At 47.7% G+C, this 17,217-nt stretch carries 13 protein-coding genes and 1 tRNA gene; 7 read left to right on the forward strand and 7 right to left on the reverse strand.

The annotated features are described in order from the left end of the window. Positions 1-80: 80 nt before the first annotated feature. Genes OZ401_RS12210 through OZ401_RS12220 form a run of 3 tightly spaced genes read left to right on the forward strand, consistent with a single transcriptional unit; the run spans position 81 to position 2,491 of the window. Complete coding sequence (locus OZ401_RS12210; RefSeq protein WP_341468521.1) at positions 81-755, forward strand: O-methyltransferase; 675 nt, start codon at positions 81-83, stop codon at positions 753-755. A 7-nt stretch (positions 756-762) separates the two neighbouring features. After that, a complete protein-coding gene (gene rpiA, locus OZ401_RS12215) occupies positions 763-1,458 on the forward strand; it encodes a ribose-5-phosphate isomerase RpiA (protein ID WP_341468522.1) in 696 nt (231 codons plus the stop codon). 40 nt (positions 1,459-1,498) lie between these two features. Further along, a complete protein-coding gene (locus OZ401_RS12220; RefSeq protein WP_341468523.1) occupies positions 1,499-2,491 on the forward strand; it encodes a 2-hydroxyacid dehydrogenase in 993 nt (330 codons plus the stop codon). 64 nt (positions 2,492-2,555) lie between these two features. Here the strand turns inward: OZ401_RS12220 and OZ401_RS12225 are convergent, their stop codons facing one another. The 3 genes from OZ401_RS12225 to OZ401_RS12235 form a co-directional block, all read right to left on the reverse strand. Then, on the reverse strand, positions 2,556-3,128 hold the full coding sequence (locus OZ401_RS12225) for an ATP-dependent Clp protease proteolytic subunit (RefSeq protein ID WP_341469879.1): 573 nt from the start codon (positions 3,126-3,128) through the stop codon (positions 2,556-2,558). 188 nt (positions 3,129-3,316) lie between these two features. Further along, positions 3,317-4,750 (reverse strand): trigger factor, encoded by a 1,434-nt coding sequence (tig, locus tag OZ401_RS12230; protein ID WP_341468524.1) that lies wholly within the window; start codon positions 4,748-4,750, stop codon positions 3,317-3,319. A gap of 176 nt (positions 4,751-4,926) precedes the next feature. After that, a tRNA-Gly gene (locus tag OZ401_RS12235) sits at positions 4,927-4,998 on the reverse strand. A 594-nt stretch (positions 4,999-5,592) separates the two neighbouring features. Between OZ401_RS12235 and OZ401_RS12240 the strand changes: the two genes are divergently transcribed. From OZ401_RS12240 to OZ401_RS12250, 3 genes are all read left to right on the forward strand, one after another. Next, a complete protein-coding gene (locus OZ401_RS12240; protein WP_341468525.1) occupies positions 5,593-7,488 on the forward strand; it encodes a PrkA family serine protein kinase in 1,896 nt (631 codons plus the stop codon). Between the two features lie 69 nt (positions 7,489-7,557). Continuing rightward, positions 7,558-8,730 (forward strand): sporulation protein YhbH, encoded by a 1,173-nt coding sequence (gene yhbH / locus OZ401_RS12245; protein WP_341468526.1) that lies wholly within the window; start codon positions 7,558-7,560, stop codon positions 8,728-8,730. 69 nt (positions 8,731-8,799) lie between these two features. Next, positions 8,800-10,263, forward strand: coding sequence for a SpoVR family protein (locus tag OZ401_RS12250; protein ID WP_341468527.1), 1,464 nt, complete (start codon positions 8,800-8,802; stop codon positions 10,261-10,263). A gap of 46 nt (positions 10,264-10,309) precedes the next feature. Here the strand turns inward: OZ401_RS12250 and OZ401_RS12255 are convergent, their stop codons facing one another. Genes OZ401_RS12255 through OZ401_RS12270 form a run of 4 tightly spaced genes read right to left on the reverse strand, consistent with a single transcriptional unit; the run spans position 10,310 to position 16,020 of the window. Further along, entirely contained in the window at positions 10,310-11,707 is a 1,398-nt protein-coding gene (locus tag OZ401_RS12255; RefSeq protein ID WP_341468528.1) for an alpha/beta hydrolase, read from the reverse strand. A gap of 18 nt (positions 11,708-11,725) precedes the next feature. Next, entirely contained in the window at positions 11,726-12,880 is a 1,155-nt protein-coding gene (gene dprA, locus OZ401_RS12260) for a DNA-processing protein DprA (RefSeq protein ID WP_341468529.1), read from the reverse strand. A gap of 42 nt (positions 12,881-12,922) precedes the next feature. Continuing rightward, positions 12,923-15,448 (reverse strand): endonuclease MutS2, encoded by a 2,526-nt coding sequence (locus OZ401_RS12265; RefSeq protein ID WP_341468530.1) that lies wholly within the window; start codon positions 15,446-15,448, stop codon positions 12,923-12,925. 2 nt (positions 15,449-15,450) lie between these two features. After that, positions 15,451-16,020 (reverse strand): CvpA family protein, encoded by a 570-nt coding sequence (locus OZ401_RS12270; protein WP_341468531.1) that lies wholly within the window; start codon positions 16,018-16,020, stop codon positions 15,451-15,453. Between the two features lie 511 nt (positions 16,021-16,531). Here OZ401_RS12270 and OZ401_RS12275 point away from each other — a divergent pair. Continuing rightward, positions 16,532-17,152, forward strand: coding sequence for a Uma2 family endonuclease (locus OZ401_RS12275; RefSeq protein WP_341468532.1), 621 nt, complete (start codon positions 16,532-16,534; stop codon positions 17,150-17,152). Positions 17,153-17,217: the final 65 nt, after the last annotated feature.

The raw sequence follows: 17,217 nt of genomic DNA on the forward strand, positions 1-17,217 counted from the left end.
TACTTTCAAGACTGTAGCTAGGCTTATAATCTGCTATAATTGCAATAAGAGTTGTCAATTTTGTGGAGAGAATAAGCTATATGGTTGATTCTTTGAGCGGCGGTATCGGCAGGCAGGTGGATACTTATATCCAAAACCTTTTCAATCCTTCCGACCCTGTGCTTGAAAACGCTCTGGCAGAACTGGAGAATGCCGGACTTCCCCCTATTAATGTTTCACCGAATGAAGGTAAATTGCTCTACTTGCTGGCGAGCATCAGCGGCGCTCGTACTATGGTGGAGATTGGTACATTGGCGGGTTATAGCTCAATCTGGTTAGCACGTGCGCTACCGCCAGAAGGCAAACTAATTACGCTTGAAATCGATCCTAAACACGCCGCAGTAGCACGCCACAATTTTGAGGTAGCAGGTCTTTCCGCCAAAATAGAGTTGCGCTTGGGTTCCGCGTTGGAATCCTTGAAAGCGATGCAGGAAGCAGGAGAAGGTCCTTTTGACTTATTCTTCATAGATGCAAACAAAGGCGGCTATGAAGCTTATCTTGATTTGGCTTTACAACTCTCGCATCCTGGCACATTGATTCTAGCAGATAATGTGGTTCGGAACGGTGAAGTAATTCATTCTAACCCGGCAAATGGTACATCTCAGGCTATTCGCCGTTTTAACTACAAATTGGCGAACACCCCAAATCTTGAGAGTATTATTTTACCGATCATTCGCGACAAATTAGACGGCATATCAATTTCAATAGTACGATAGGGCAAAAATGACACAAGACGAAATGAAAATGGCAGCGGCTAGTTACGCACTTGACCGCTTTATAACCAGCAATATTTTCTTGGGATTGGGCAGCGGTTCAACCGCAGAAATTTTTCTGGCAGAACTGGCGGCGCGGGTCAAACGCGGTGAGCTTGAAAATATCACCTGCGTGGCAACTAGTGAAAGGGTGGCGAGTCTGGCGAAGGGTTACGGCTTGCAGGTGCAGGAGCTAAATGATGTGCGGGGCTTGGACGTAACCGTAGATGGTGCGGATGAGGTTGAACCTAGCACTTTCAATGTGACTAAAGGACGCGGCGGCGCACTTTTATGGGAAAAGTTGGTAGCTAACGCCAGCAAGCTTGAAATAATCATTGCCGATGAAACCAAACTGGTGGATAGACTTGGCACGAAAATGCCCATCCCGGTTGAGGTAATTCCTTTCGGATGGAGCCATGTCGCACAAAGCCTGCGGGATATGGGCAGTGAGCCAATACTACGTCAGCGCGAAAATGCACCTTACATTACCGATAGCGGTAACTATATTCTCGATTGCCAGTTCTCCAATATTGAGAATGCCTCAGAACTGGGGGATAAAATCAAGGATTTAGTGGGTGTAGTCGAACACGGGCTATTTATTAACATAGTAGGACGTGTGGTGATTGCCGGAACAACGGGAGCTTACGAATTACCCTTGCCAAACTAAAGTCTTTGTCTCAGTGTAGAGCGAAGAAAGGAATTCAAGGATGAAACCCAAGGTTTATTTAACACGTGTTATAGCAAATGAAATTATGCAACGACTGCAAGACGCAACCGAGCTGAAATTCTGGGCAGAAGATAGACCTGTTCCGCGAGAAGTGCTACTCAAAGAAGCGGCGGATTGTGTGGGCGTGCTATCAATGCTGACCGAACGAATTGATGCCGAATTTCTCGATGCCTGTCCGCAGTTGCGCGTAGTTAGCAACCATGCGGTCGGCTTTGATAATGTGGATGTAGCAGCTTGTACCGAACGTGGCATTCTTGCAGGTAACACCCCCGATGTATTAACTGAAACCACCGCCGATCTGGCTTTCACTCTGATTCTGGCAACTGCCCGCCGTGTACATGAAATGGTGGACTATGTTAAACAGGATAAGTGGCGTACATGGGGACCGCTGGATAATCTAGGGGTAGATGTACATCACGCTACGCTGGGAATTATGGGTATGGGTCGAATCGGCTATGCAGTGGCAAAAAGAGCTAAGGGTTTTGACATGGAGCTTATTTACCATGACAGCACTCGCAGCGTGATAGCCGAAGAAAAGTTAGGGGTCAAGTTTGTAAGCCGGGAAGAGTTGTTAAACCATAGCGATTTCATCACCTTGCATGTGCCGCTTACTCCCGAAACTCGACATTCCGTAGGTAAAGCCGAGTTTGAGCAAATGAAGGCTTCGGCGATTTTGATTAATACTTCGCGCGGTCCGGTAGTAGATCAAGCAGCCTTGCTGGAAGCACTCAAGAGTGGTCAAATCCGAGGGGCGGGTTTGGATGTAACCGACCCTGAACCGATGCGTGCCGACAATCCGTTGCTGGCGTTGCCACAGGTAACAATTCTGCCGCACATTGGCAGCGCCACATTGAATACGCGCACAAAGATGGCGGACGTAGCAGCCCGCAATCTGGTGAACGGACTTCTGGGTGAGGAAATGGTCAGTTGCCTGAACCCACAAGCGAGAGGCATCGGCAGAAACAAAAGCTAAACTCTAAATTTCAAATAAAAAACCCCGCCTCTGTAAAAGGGACGGGGTTAATTTTATATCGGGTTTATTCGTCGCCGTAAATCGCGTCGATAATACCGTACTCTTTAGCTTCCTGCGGAGTCATATAACGATCGCGCTCGAAGTCATGGCTGATTTTTTCATACGATTGTCCCGTATGCTTCGCCATAATCTCGCGGGTGCGGCGTTGCAAGTCCAGCATGAAACGCGCTTGGATTTCGATGTCGGGCGCTGAACCACGCATACCGCCGAGCGCAGGATGCTGGTGAATCACGCTGTGAGGCATCGCGATGCGCTTGCCTTTAGCACCTGAGCACAACAGCACAGTTGCCATACTGGCAGCCAGACCCATACAAATGGTAGCTACTTCAGGGCGAATGAACTGCATTGCATCATAGATAGCTAGACCGGAAGTGATAGCGCCACCGGGGCTATTGACGTAAAGCTGCACATCTTTTTCAGGGTCTTCATGCTCTAGAAACAGCAATTGAGCAATCAAGACGTTAGCAACTTGATCCTCGATTTCGGTGCCGAGGAAAATGATGCGATCTTTAAGTAAGCGGCTAAAGACGTCATACTGCCGTTCGCCTCTACCGGTATTTTCAATAACGTAAGGCATAATATTGGAAAACGGAACTGGAGAACTTCCGTAAATTCCATGTTTATTTATGTTGGGTACATCAAAGTTGCCCATAATTATCTCCTTATAAAAATTGGTTATCTTTGTACGTCATCGGCTTCGGAGAATTCTTCAGCCTTTGCGTCTTTAGCTCTAGTCCGGGACTTTGCTTTAGGTTTTACTTCAGCTTAGGACTCGGTTTCAGCTTCAATTACTTCTGATTTGAGTTCCTCGGTTCCGACAGCGGCTTGAGCATCAGATACGCTCTCAGCAACAACCTGTATGCCAGTAGATATCTCAATAAGCCTATCTGCTAACTTTCGGCTGAATAGATTTTCGCTCAGGTTTTCGCGCATTTCTTTTTGGTTAAAAATATCGCGCAGGCGTTTCCTCTGTTCTTCTTTTTGTTCTTCAGGTGCGCCAACACTGTATTCGTTAACCATGTTCTCAACTTCGCGGTCGGTTTCTTCTCCAGAAACAGCGACACCTTCCGCAGTAGCAATTTCCCGCAACACCAAAGCGGTATTGAGTCGAGTAATAGCCTGCGGACGGAGTTCCTCATGGAAATCCTCATGAGATTTACCCATGATTGCGAGATACTGGTCAAGTGATAATTTCTGTTGCTTGAGGCGATTTGCTAAATCTTCCTCCAGCATACCGATTTGAGAATGAACCAATATTGGTGGAACCTGAACAACAGATAGGGCTACTGCCTCTTCAATAAGAGTGTCTACTAACTTCCGTTTCGCATCACTCTCTTTTTGAGACTTCTGGTTTGAGAGGATACGTTCTTTCAATTCATCAAAGGTTTGAACATCGCTTACGCTTGCAGCAAAAGCATCATCAAGCGCAGGCTCATTTTTAACTTTAATACTCTTGAGAGTAACCTTGAAAACAAGAGGCGTTTCGGCTTCTGCATCTTCGGGGGTTTCTTCGGCTTCCGCGCCTTCCTCAGTAGGGGCAACTGCGGGTTTCTGGCGCTCAATTTCAATGGTCTTTTCTTCGCCAATAGCCATACCCGGTATCTGTGCCTCAATCTGGCTCAGGAGTTCGCCTTTGCCAAGCACACCGGTGCGGTTGACTGGTTCACCGGAAGGCTCGCCGTCTTTGATGGTAAGCATATCAATTTCAACTCGATCGCCATCCTGAGCAGGGCGTTCAGTTTCTGGTTCTTCCCAAGTGCTCTGCTGATCACGTAGGTTATTAATTACTTCTTCGATTTCCTGCTCGGTAACTTCAGGAATAACGAGTTCTTTCTGGATACTCTTGTAATCGCCGAGGATTACGGTAGGCTCAACCGGAATAGTGGCTTTTATGGTAAGCGGGTCATTCGACTCGATTTCCATTTCGGGATCGCCAATAGCTTTAATCTGGTTGGTATCAATCGCTTCTTTATAAGCTTTAGGAAACAAAATACGAGTAGCTTCTTCTGCAATAGCTTCGGGACCTACAATGCGCTCTACAAGAGCACGAGGCGCTTTGCCAGGACGGAAACCGGGAACACGCACCCGGTTTGAAAGATTTTTAGCAGCTCTACCCTTTGCATCTTCCAATTCGGAAGGCTCAATTTCAATCCGTACAATGTACTGGCTTTGTTCGTCTTTCTCAGCGGTGATTTTCACCAGATTTCTCCGTCCTTATCCTTTTAGATTTTTTAACCCAAAGGTATGGTACAATCCTATAGGGTCACTCTGTTCAGCGATTATAACAAAAAATGATGGGTAAGAAAATAGCGTAAGCTGGCGTTAAGCCGAATCTAACACTACTCTAACACCATCATCTCGAAGGCAAAAAAAGAAGCGGAAGACGAGATTCGAACTCGCGACCCTCTCCTTGGCAAGGAGATGCTCTACCACTGAGCCACTTCCGCTTAACAAAATATTACTTTTAAAGTTGGGTTTAGAAGCGCCCGTTTACGATTTGTAATTATAGGTGGCAGCACCTGATTTGTCAAGCGCGAAACCGGAGCAAAATTAATTCGTATTATTACTCAAGAATCACGTGTTTATATCACTCAAACAACGCGACTATTCTTGATATTTACAATTATTTCGTGTAATATTTTTTTAGCAAGCTAATCTTGCAAAGTACAATTTGACCACAAATTCCCGCAGGGCTTTGCCCGCCTTTTAGTCGGGTAACAATTGGAGTAATAAAAAAGCGCCGCACGTCAAGGTCTTTTCTTTAGAAAACTGGCAACCAAGCCTGACCTGTAAGCCTTTCTAAGTTTCACGAGGGTTTTTAACCTCTTAACTACCCATTACAAATTACAAATAAATTCAGGTTCTGGTTGGTCTATCGATCCAACAATAATGCCCAAGTTTATAGGCGGTAATATATTTTCATAGCTTCATTCTTGGTACAACCTGCTTTGGCAGGCAAATCCGAAAAGTGTTGTCCTACCTAGCATTTCAGCCACAAAAGTGTCAGGTAAAGGCAACAACTGAAAGGGGAGTTTCAACTTATGGACTTGCTCAAGCGTCTGGAGGACTATCGCAATCAAGAGAGAGAGCTGAACTGGGAAGGTACTTTTGCTGACTATTTTGAATTAGTCACCAAAACTCCTAAAGTAACCCGGCTCTCTCACGGTCGCATCTACGACATGATCATGTCCGCCGGGGTTGAAGTTGGTAAAAACGGGGATGTTAAATACAACTTCTTCAACGACGAGATTTTCGGGTTGGAAAAACCTATCTCGCAGATTGTGCAATATTTTAACTCGGCTGCCCAACGCCTCGAAGTACGCAAGCGCATTCTATTATTGATGGGCCCGGTTGGGGGTGGTAAAAGCACTATTGTATCGCTTTTAAAGCGTGGGCTAGAAAAATATAGCCGCACAGCTGACGGCGCTGTTTACGCTATTAAAGATTGCCCGATGCACGAAGAGCCTTTGCATCTTGTGCCCGAAGACCTACGCGCTGACATAGAGCGGGATTACGGCATCTATGTTGAAGGAGATCTATGTCCACGTTGCCGCTGGAATTTGACCCATCTTTATGAGGGCAAAATAGAAAAAGTTCCGATAAAGCGATTCCTTTTGAGTGAAAAACATCGTCTGGGCATCGGTACTTTTACTCCCAGCGACCCCAAGAGCCAAGATATTTCTGAACTGGTAGGTGGTATTGATCTCAGCACTATCGGCGAGGTCGGAACCGAAAGCGATCCACGCGCTTACCGCTTTGATGGCGAATTGAATATTGCCAATCGCGGTTTGATGGAATTTATCGAAATGCTGAAAAGTGACGAGAAATTCCTGTATGTGCTACTTACGCTATCACAAGAACAGAATATAAAAACCGGACGCTTCAGTATGATTTACGCCGATGAGGTGGTAGTCTCGCATACTAACGAGAACGAGTACAGTTCATTCGTTGGTAATAAGAAAAGTGAAGCGCTCCAAGACCGCATTATTCTGGTCAAAGTACCTTATAACCTGCGAGTCAGCGACGAGGTGAAAATTTACGAGAAGCTAATCTCTCAAAGCGCTCTCAAAGACGTACATATTTCACCACATACGCTGCGTGTCGCCAGTATGTTCGCCCTTCTAACCCGCCTTGAACCACCTAAGAAAGCGGGCATCAACTTGATGAAGAAGTTAAAGGTTTACGATGGCGAAGAGGTGGACGACCTAAAGCTAAAAGATGTTAAAGAATTGCAGGAAGAGACAGTGCGCGAGGGCATGGACGGTATCAGCCCGCGCTATGTTATCAACCAGCTTTCCAACATACTATCTAAACAGGGTGCCAAATTCATCACGCCGATTGACGCTTTGCGAGCTTTGCGGGATGGGTTAGAATCACATACCAGCGTAACTCGCGAGGAACGTGAACGCTATTTGAATTTCATCAGCGAAGTGCGCAAGGAATACGACGAGATTGCCAAGAAAGAAGTGCAAAAAGCCTTTGTTTACAGCTTTGAAGAATCGGCGCGTACCTTGCTGCATAATTATTTGGATAATGTTGAAGCTTACTGCAATAAAGTCAAGCTCAAAGACCCTATCACCGAAGAAGAACTTGACCCGGATGAAACGTTGATGCGCTCTATTGAAGAGCAAATCGGCGTTACAGAGAACGCTAAGAAAACCTTCCGCGAGGAAATCCTGATTCGTATCTCCTCGTTGGCGCGACGTGGTCAAACTTTCGATTACACCAGCCATGAGCGTCTGAAAGAAGCAATTGAGAAAAAGCTCTTTACCGACCTGAAAGACATTGTAAAAATCACTACCAGCGTTCGTACACCCGATAAGGAACAGTTGCGCAAAATTAACGAGGTAATTGACCGCTTGGTCAAAGAGCAAGGCTATACTGTGGATTCTGCAAATGCGCTGCTAACTTACGTGGGCAGTTTGCTGAACCGCTAAGTTTTACCGGGCGGGAGGTTGTTTTCTCCCGCCACTTCCTCAGCTTTCCCGAAGGGAGTCAAAAATTATATGTCCGATACAATCACTTTCTCCAAAGGTATGTTTTCCATTACTAAACAAGATTGGTCTTTGCACCGCAAAGGTCCAATTGACCAAACACGCCATAAAGAGAAAATTAAAGAAGCGATTAAAAAAAATCTTTCCGATATAGTAAGCGAAGAAAATATAATTCTGAGTGATGGCAAAAAAACCATCAAAGTGCCGATTCGCTCACTGGAAGAGTATCGTTTTCGTTACGACCACAACCAGAGCAAAGGGGTGGGGCAGGGCGAGGGAAACTCGAAAGTGGGAGATGTAATCGGTCAGGATCAAGGGGATGGAAGCGGCAAAGGTAAAGAAGCGGGCGACCAACCCGGCGTGGATTACTATGAAGCCGAAGTGAGCATAGACGAATTGGCAGAGTTAATTTTTGAAGACCTTGGCTTGCCCAATCTCGAAGAAAAGAAACATCAGGAATTAGAAAGCGAATCGGTGCGCTTCACGGATGTACGCAAAGTCGGCGTACTCGCAAACCTAGATAAAAAGCGCACCATAATGGAAAATATCAAACGCAATGCAATGGCAGGGGATGCGCGGTTCAAAGATGTGAAAAACGATGACCTACGCTTCAAAACGTGGGATCGCGAGGTCAAGCTTCAGTCCAATGCCGTTGTTATCGCTATGATGGACGTTTCAGGCTCAATGGGCGATTTCGAGAAATACATTGCGCGGAGTTTCTATTTCTGGATGGTACGCTTTCTCCGCACCAAGTATAACAATGTGAATATCATTTTCATCAGCCACCACACCGAAGCTAAAGAGGTAACCGAAGAGGAGTTCTTCAACAAAGGCGAAAGCGGCGGTACACAGGTTTCCAGCGCATATGAATTGGCGCTTTCGATTATTGATGAGAGGTTTAATCCTCAGGAGTGGAACATTTACCCCTTCCACTTCTCCGACGGTGGCAACCTTCCATGGGATAATGACCGCTGCGTAGATTTAGTGCTGAAATTCATTGATATTTGCAATATCTTCGGATACGGCGAAATCCGTGAAAGCCATTACAGCCTGATGAGTACCCTGATGTCAGCTTACAGCCGGGTAGATAACAAAAAGTTCGTAGGTGTAACTATCTCCGATAAAGCGGAAGTTTACCCCGCCTTGCGTCGCTTCTTCTCGGAGAACGAAGTTACAAAAAAATAGGCTTTGGTCGGGAAAGATGCTGAAATATACTGTTGCGCCTGATGTTAGCGCTGCAAGAGGAAATTGATTATGGCAGATCTGGATATTTTAGACCCTTCTAACTCTTCACAAGACGACCGTGATATTGCCGAGTTAGGAGAAGCCATTGATACATGCTTGGAACTGGCGCATGGTTTTGGGCTAGACCCTTATCAGGTGCATTTTGAGGTGGTTCCGGCTTATATAATGTACGAGTTTGGCGCGTACCTTATACCGGGGCGTTTCAACCACTGGACGCACGGCAAAGCCTATTATCGGATGAAAACCCAATACGATTACGGGCTTTCCAAAATCTATGAAATGGTTATCAATAGCAACCCTGCCACCGCCTTTTTGATGGAAGCCAACAGCCTGTGGCAGCAGAAAATGGTAATTGCCCATGTGCTTGGGCATGTGGATTTTTTCAAACATAACGCCTATTTCGGACATACCAACCGCCAAATGGTAGATATTGCCAGTCTTCATGCCGAACGCATCAATAAGTATGAATATGATCATGGCACGGAAGAGGTAGAAAAATACTTAGATGCAGTGCTTTCGATTGAAGAACATATTGATACCACTGTGCGGATTAGACAAGAACTGTCCCTCCCACTGGAGACTTCTAATTCGCAGCCCGAATCACCTTATGCCGACCTGTGGGATTTAGATAATCAAACTAAGGACAAGGCTAAACAGGCACAGAAGGACAAAGAAAAAGCCCGCAAGAAATTCCCGCCCAATCCTGAAAAAGACTTGCTCCGGTTTATCATGACCTATAGCCGGGAACTGGAAGATTGGCAGCGCGATATAATCGAGATCGTGCGGAATGAGGCGCTATACTTCCTACCCCAGAAACAAACCAAGATTATGAACGAGGGGTGGGCTTCCCTGTGGCATCAGCGTATTGTGCGCGAACTGGACTTCAATGACTCGGAATACACTGAGTATGCCCAACTAAATTCCGGGGTACTATCCCCTAACCGCCGCAATATTAACCCTTATTATATAGGTTGGAAAATCTGGGAGGATATTGAGCGACGTTGGGATAAGCCAACCTCAGAAGAAAAGGAACGCTTGAAAAGGCAGGGCAATGAAGGGCATAATAAGATTTTTGAAGTGCGCGAACTGGACAACGATATTTCTTTTCTGCGCAATTACCTTACCAAAGACTTGATCGAAGAGCTTGATCTTTACCTGTACGAAAAGCGAGATGATCAATGGGTCATAGTGGAGAAAGATTGGCAAAAGGTACGCGATGGATTAGTTGCCAGTATGACCAACTTCGGTGACCCTTATATCGTAGTGGAAGATGGCGACTACAAACAGAACGGCGAGTTATATCTAAAGCACCAGTTTGAAGGTACGCCGCTAGATGTCAGTTACGCCGAAAAGGTGCTGCAATATGTTCACCACCTCTGGGGGCGTGGAGTACATCTTGAAACAGTGACCGATAACAAGAAAGTATTGTACAGCTTCGATGGTCGTAGCAACACCCGCCGCACGGTGAATTAGGAGAAATCCTCAGAAGGGCGCGAGGTTTTGTGAAGCCTCGCGCTTTTTAATTCAGCCAGTCAAATCCGTTGCAACCACCCACCAAGCGACTAATATTGCCGCTTTCATCCAGTACTACCAACGCACCGCTTTCAATCTCCTGAAAAGCCAGTTGCTGACCATGATTTATCCAGCGAGGTTGGCGGGTTTCGGTGCGATTTGAAGCCATACCGATATACAGGCGCGGACGTTGAGGGGGAGAAACAGTATCAACCAAAGCCAGTCGAAACGCGCTGGAAGGCTTTACCGGGAATTGTAGCTCAATTTCGTAGGCAAGACGCTTTCCATCATCCGACCACGCCACCCCAACCGCGGCATCACCACCGGCTGTCACCAACTTAGGGTTTAAATCCTCAGTCGTTACTGTCAGTACCAAACCCACGCTTCCTCCGCTTTTGGTCAAAGCATCCGCGCTAACGGTGAGGCGTTTGCCATCAGGATGCCACGCAACTTCCTTGAAATAGCGTAGAGTTACTATTTGCCCTTTTAAACCATCTTCCATATCGGAAGGCAACGTTATTTCGGGCTTTTTCACAGTGTCCAGTAAGACCCGACGAGTGTTATTCTGAATGGTATAAAGCACCAAACTATTAGGGCTACGGCGTGGCTTGTGGGTTGAAGGGTCAATGTCATCATTATATTGACCGGGCATAACAAAAAGAAGGCGCTGACCATCTTGTGACCAAGCCGGGTTGTGCCCATCGGTCAGTTTTCGCTGCTTATCGGTAGCCACGTCATATAGCCAGATCGAGGGTGTATCGTACTCGTTGGCGATACCATCCCCGTTATCATCGGTAACGCGAGTAAGCGCCAAAGTTTTGCTATCAGGTGACCAAGTGGCACTCAAAATAGTGCCGCCTGCTTCTGTTACAGGCTTAAGCACGCCACCCGCAGAAACCAGAATAAACTGCTTGCGCAGGCTAATTGGATCGGTACGAAAAAGAGCAACCTTGCTGCCATCAGGCGCTACTTTAGGTTCGCTGAAAGAATAGCCAGATAAAATGTTGCGCTCGTCCTTGCCGTCTGCACTCAACCAGAACAACCCCACATTGGTAGCTACCACAAACCCGCCTTTAGGCAAGGGCTGGCTTTGCTCTACCGGAGTGATCGGTGCGGGAGTAAGACCGCGCAAGGGGGTCTGAGAGGGCGCAAAAACGGGCGTGGCTGTGGGGGTGTGTATATTATTTATTACTCCGGGAGTATCAAGCGCAAGGGTTTGCTGTTCTGCTTGGTAAGTACTCACCGGGTCAATCTCAGGCGTTACAGTGCCTTGAGAAATAAAAGTAGTGGCTGTGGTGGATAGAGCTACCGGAGTGGGAGAAGGTGATTCAGTGTCCGAACAAGCAGAAAGCGCTATATTCAGGAGCAAGCACAAAAGCAGCAAGTATTTCGGGCGAAGGTTCATCTAAATTTACAAACTTCCTCAATAACGGGTAGGCACAGCAAGACAGTAGCGCATGCCGCCAAGATTCTTTACTTTGCCTTTCAATTCCATCATGGTAAGCGCACCTGAAACTACCGCTATGGAAATACCACATTCCAGACTTATTTCATCAATATGGCGCGGTTCTCCGCCCCCATTGCTAATAGAGCGAATCAGGGCACGCTCTACATCATCATCGCCTGTAATTTCAGAAATTTCGGGCAACCCGGTTTGGGCAAAAGATTGTTGCGCCAATCCAAGCGCCTGCATTATATCAGATGCCGAACTAACCAGTGCAGCGCCTTGCTGGATTATAGCGTTTGTACCCGCGCTGGCAGGGCTAAAAATTGAACCGGGAACCGCCATAACCTCGCGTCCTTGTTCATTGGCATAAGTAACGGTTATCAAAGCGCCACCGCGCTCGCCTGTTTCTACCACCAGCACGCCAAGCGACATACCGCTGATAATGCGGTTGCGGGGTGGGAAATTATGGGCATCGGGCTTGGTTCCCGGCGCATATTCTGAAATAATTGCGCCACGCTGCTCTTGCAAAATTTGCTGGATTATTTTGCCATTCTCAGGTGGGTAAACCACATCTACCCCGCAACCCAAAACCGCAATAGTGCGCCCGCCCGCTTCCAACGCAACCTGATGAGCGCAAGTATCAATACCCCGCGCCAACCCGCTTACAATAGTTAAGCCCGCCCGCGCCATCTCGCCCACCAGTTGGGTGGTGACGCTTTTACCGTAATGAGTGGCTTTGCGCGTGCCAACCACCGCTAACGCCAAGTCATCCTGAGCGGTAAGTTGACCCCGGAGATAAAGCAAAGGAGGCGCACTCTCGATTTCGGCAAGACGGGCAGGGTAACGCCCATCACCGATAACCAACGCTTCTATTCCCATTTTTGCCAGCTTTTCCATTTCGGCATCAGGGTTAAAAGTGCGGCGCAATTGAATAATCCGTTCGATAAGCTTGGCTTCAAGACCCGCGTGCATCAGGTCTCCCATCCCGGCGTTCCAAGCTTTGGATAGCGCACCGAAATAAGCCAGAAGCCGCATCAGGCGGCGAGGTCCGATTCCTTCTACCCGGCTAAAAGCCAGATAATACTTTTCTTCACCCGGAATAAAGGAGTTGGGGTCTTCAACCAGTGGCATAGAAAACTATCCGGTAGGAACAATATTGGCAATTGCCAAGTTTCAAGTTGCCAGAGTAGCGACAGTTACGCCGTCACCACCCTCACCGTTTTCGCCGCTGCGAAAAGATTTTACCAGTGGGTGCGATTTCAGATAGGTACGTACAACCTGACGTAACGCACCCGTACCTTTGCCATGCACCAGCCTGACAAAAGGCATGTTAGATAGGTAAGCATCGTTCAAATAGCGATCCAACGCCGCTGCTACCTCTTCCGCCCGCCAACCGCGCATATCCAGTTCCAGCGAAACAGTTTCGGACAGTTCGGCGCGGCTTCGGGCATTAACCCGGATACCGCTTTTTTCAGCCGCTCCGTCAAGATCGGCACGCTCCCGAAGAGTCAACGGCTTATCAGATGAACGGGGCTTGCCGGGAAGGCGTTTTAAGTCCAGCGATGAAATTTTAACCTTGAAGCTACCGAACTGTACCTCGTAGATACCCTCAGTATCTGGACCAGCCAATAGCACGCCTTCCTGTTGCAAACTGATAATTTGCACCCGATCTCCCGGTTTCAGTTCTCCAATAAAGGGTTCGGGTTCGGACTCAGCGCGGGTTTTAGCCTGAGCCTTTTCGCGGGCGCGGCGTTGCGCTCTGCGTTGCAATTCGAGCGCGAGTTTTTCCGCTTCTGCCAACGCTTTACGTTGCTTCTCCAACTCAGCCGCTATTTCGGTTTTCTCACCAGCCGCGCGCACTGCCTGATCAATATCAACAAGCCGTTGCCGTACTGCCCGACTCTCCTCACGCATCGCAATCAGGTCTTGCTCGAATTCGAGACGAGCTTCCTCTCTAGCGGCTGCCGCTGCTTTGCGTTTCTCATCCTCTATATGCCGTAGTTGCCGATTCAACTCGTCTCGCTGTCTTTCGATTTCAGCTTTCAGCTTCATAGCTTCATAGCGAGCTTGCCCGGCTTCATCGCGCTCGGACTGGATTTTTGAAATTAGGGCATCTACCTGCACATCGTCACTGGATACGTAGGTACGCGCTTGCTCGATAATACTAGCGGGTAAACCCAAGCGCGAGGCAATCGCCAGCGCATTGCTGCGACCGGGCAAGCCGATATCCAGAATATAGGTAGGCGAAAGGGTTTCCACATCGAAACGCACGCTGGCATTCTGCACACCCGGAGTCAGGTAAGCGTAGCTCTTCAATTCGCTATAGTGCGTAGTGATAGCGGCATGGGCTTCTCGTTGCAAAATATGTTCAATCAGGCTTCGCGCTAGGGCTGCGCCTTCGGTGGGGTCAGTGCCCGCGCCCAGTTCATCCAGTATCACCAGCGTATTGCGGTCAATTTCGCCCAGTATGCCGATGATATTGTTGATATGGCTGGAAAAGGTGCTGAGGCTTTGCTCAATACTTTGCTCATCGCCGATATCGGCAAAGATTTTTTGGAATACCACCGTCTGGGAACCCTCTTCTACCGGCAAGTGCAAACCCGCCATCGCCATAAGAGTCAACAAAGCGGCAGTTTTCAAGCTGACAGTTTTACCGCCGGTATTAGGTCCGGTTATCACCAGCACCCTAAAATCCCCACCCAAGTAGAAATCAATCGGCACTACTTTTCCACTGATAAGAGGATGACGCGCCCGAATAAAATTCAAAAGGTGGGTACCTTCCGGTAAAACCACACCGGGAAGGGGGATAGTAGCCAGTTTCGGTTGGGTAGCGCGCAAATCGGCGGCATAACGCGCCTTGGCAAAAGTTAGGTCGAGTTCAGCCAGCGCCTCAACCATTTGCAGCAGTTCCGAAACGTGCCTTCCCACTTTTGCGGCTAACTCGCGCAAGACCCGCTCGATTTCATCTTTTTCGTCCAGTTGCAGTTGCTTCCACTGATTGTTCAGGTCAAGTGTAGCCAACGGTTCCATATACACCGTTTGCCCGCTGGCAGACTGGTCGTGGATGATGCCACGCAATTGCCCCTTAAATTCAGCTTTGACCGGGACTACATAGCGCCCATTGCGGAGGGTAATAATCGACTCCTGCAAAAGCGTTTGGTATGAGCTTGAGGAAATAATGGAATTAAGCTTGTCTAACAACCGCCCGTGTGTAATGCGTATCTGTTCGCGAATACGCCTTAGCGCAGGGCTGGCAGAGTCCAGTACCGTACCATCTGAGCTGATTGTTTGCTCAATTTCGCCTTCAAGTAGCGGCAAATCAGCCAGTCGCGCCGCTATCTGCGACAGATAATAAAGTGAGCCATCCTGATTAGATTTCATAATGGAATGGCGCAGGATACGGCTGCTTTCGAGGGTAGCGCGAATTTCCAGAAAGGCGGAAGGGTCAAGCGCGCGCCCGATTGCTGCAATCCTTACGTTATCGCGAATATCACGCGCCCCACCGATAGTAGTTTCAGGGCGTTTTTCCAGCAAGATACGCGCTTCCGCGGTAGTGTCGAGGCGAACCTGCACTTCGGCAGAGTCGGTGGAAGGGCGCAAAGTTTCAAGCAAGGCACGTCCGGCGCTAAAACTGGTATAGCGCGCCAAGCGCTCCAGTACCTTGTGAAACTCCAGCACCCGCAAAGTTCGTTCGTTCATTGTTATCCGAAGAGAGGGTTATCTTTGAATACGGGTATCTGAGCTACCGGCAACCAAGGCGAGAGAATGTTTAAATAAACATATCTGAGTGATCTAAGAATACCGAAAATTATTGAGGCATCAAAGCCTTCTCGGATTGAATTGCTATAATTATTCGGCTGCCCGGTACTGAGCCAGACAATCATAACCATGTTTCTGACCACAAAAGCAAGTACGAACAAACCGAAGATTCCCGCAAACATTCCCAGCGCCAGTCCACCCAATTGGTCAAGGTTAGCCAAACGCTTGGGTATATAGATCGTTTTAGTAAAGCTCCAGAGAATAAGGGTAAAAACAATACTCCACACCACCCAGAGCGTAAAAAACCACACAATCTGGTTCGTAGCGCGTGAGGTAGCGTTTCCGGCAGTAGCGGTCAAATCGGCAAAGACGACATAGAAAAAAGTGGCAATCTGTATTCCCAGATACATGCCTACTATACCGGTCCCGACTTTGACCAGACCCATATTGAAACCCATAAAAGCGATAATCAAAATAACTAACAGTAGTATGAAATCAATTATCAGTCCCAAGAGGGCACCCCCTGTCGGTAACTAAAAGTAGTCCTGATTATAAATTATTGTCAACTAACGCTATTGTAAAGGTTTTTCTAAAGGCACGCAACAGATTGAATTATATCTGGTAGAAAAGTCCGGTAAAAAAAGGGGAAGGGCGACTTCTCAAAATCGTCCAAAAGACCCGGTAATAGCCAAACTCACGCTGCCAAGCGGATCTCTGTGCAGACCACAGTCCCGCCTGTAGCCAATTGCTTGACCGCTATTACTTACCGCCGAACTGGAGGTGTTCCTTCCTTACTCTAGCGCTATCCTCTTCTCAACTTCCACCCACATAATAGGCGGTGACGCCGTTCCGCCCCTTCGCTACTCTCGCCCCACCTCCGTTACCCCATCCACTAGCGTGCTGACGCTCACCGGCTTGCAAATTAGCTCACAACATAGCATCATATGCGCTAGTTTCACATGCTACAATAAAGAAAGCGAAGTTTTCTCAGGTCGTAGGCTAGTGAACATTGGAGGCGGGAGCATGTTTCAGCCCAACAAACCTTTCTACCCAGTAGAAGAATATCTCTGGAAAGAGCAACGAGCCAATATTAAAAACGAATATTTCGATGGGCAGATTTATTCGATGGCTGGTGGTAGCCCGGAGCATAGTCAGATTCAGGCTAATATCATTCTAGAACTGGGTACACTTTTACGAGGTAAAGATTGCCGGGTATTAACCAGCGACCTTAAAATTGGGGTGGAAGATAAGGCTGAGCTAAAAGCGCGAAGTGGGCGAAAAAAAAGCAGGGATTTTATCACCTACCCGGATGCCAGTGTGATTTGTGGTCAACTGCAATTTTATCGTGGGGATCGTTTCACGGTTGCCAACCCACTTATTCTGTTTGAGGTGCTAAGCCCTTCAACTCGCAACTATGATACCAGCTTCAAATTAGAGCATTACCAGCGAATTACCAGCCTAAAAGCCTATATCATGCTTGATTCTGAGAGGATTTGGGTGCAGAGTTGCCAGCGGATCGGGGATGAAAACCGCTGGATTCTGGAAGAGCCTTTGGAAGATTTAGAAGATGTGCTACGGTTGGAAGCTTTAGGACTGGAAATACCCCTAAGTCAGCTATATGAGCGCGTAGAATTTGAGGAATAACCCGTGAGTTCAATCGCGGCACTTGCCTCCTAGAGTTTGAACTCGGCGAAATGCCGATAGGTTTC

Source organism: Candidatus Chlorohelix allophototropha, from assembly GCF_030389965.1.
GTDB lineage: Bacteria > Chloroflexota > Chloroflexia > Chloroheliales > Chloroheliaceae > Chlorohelix > Chlorohelix allophototropha.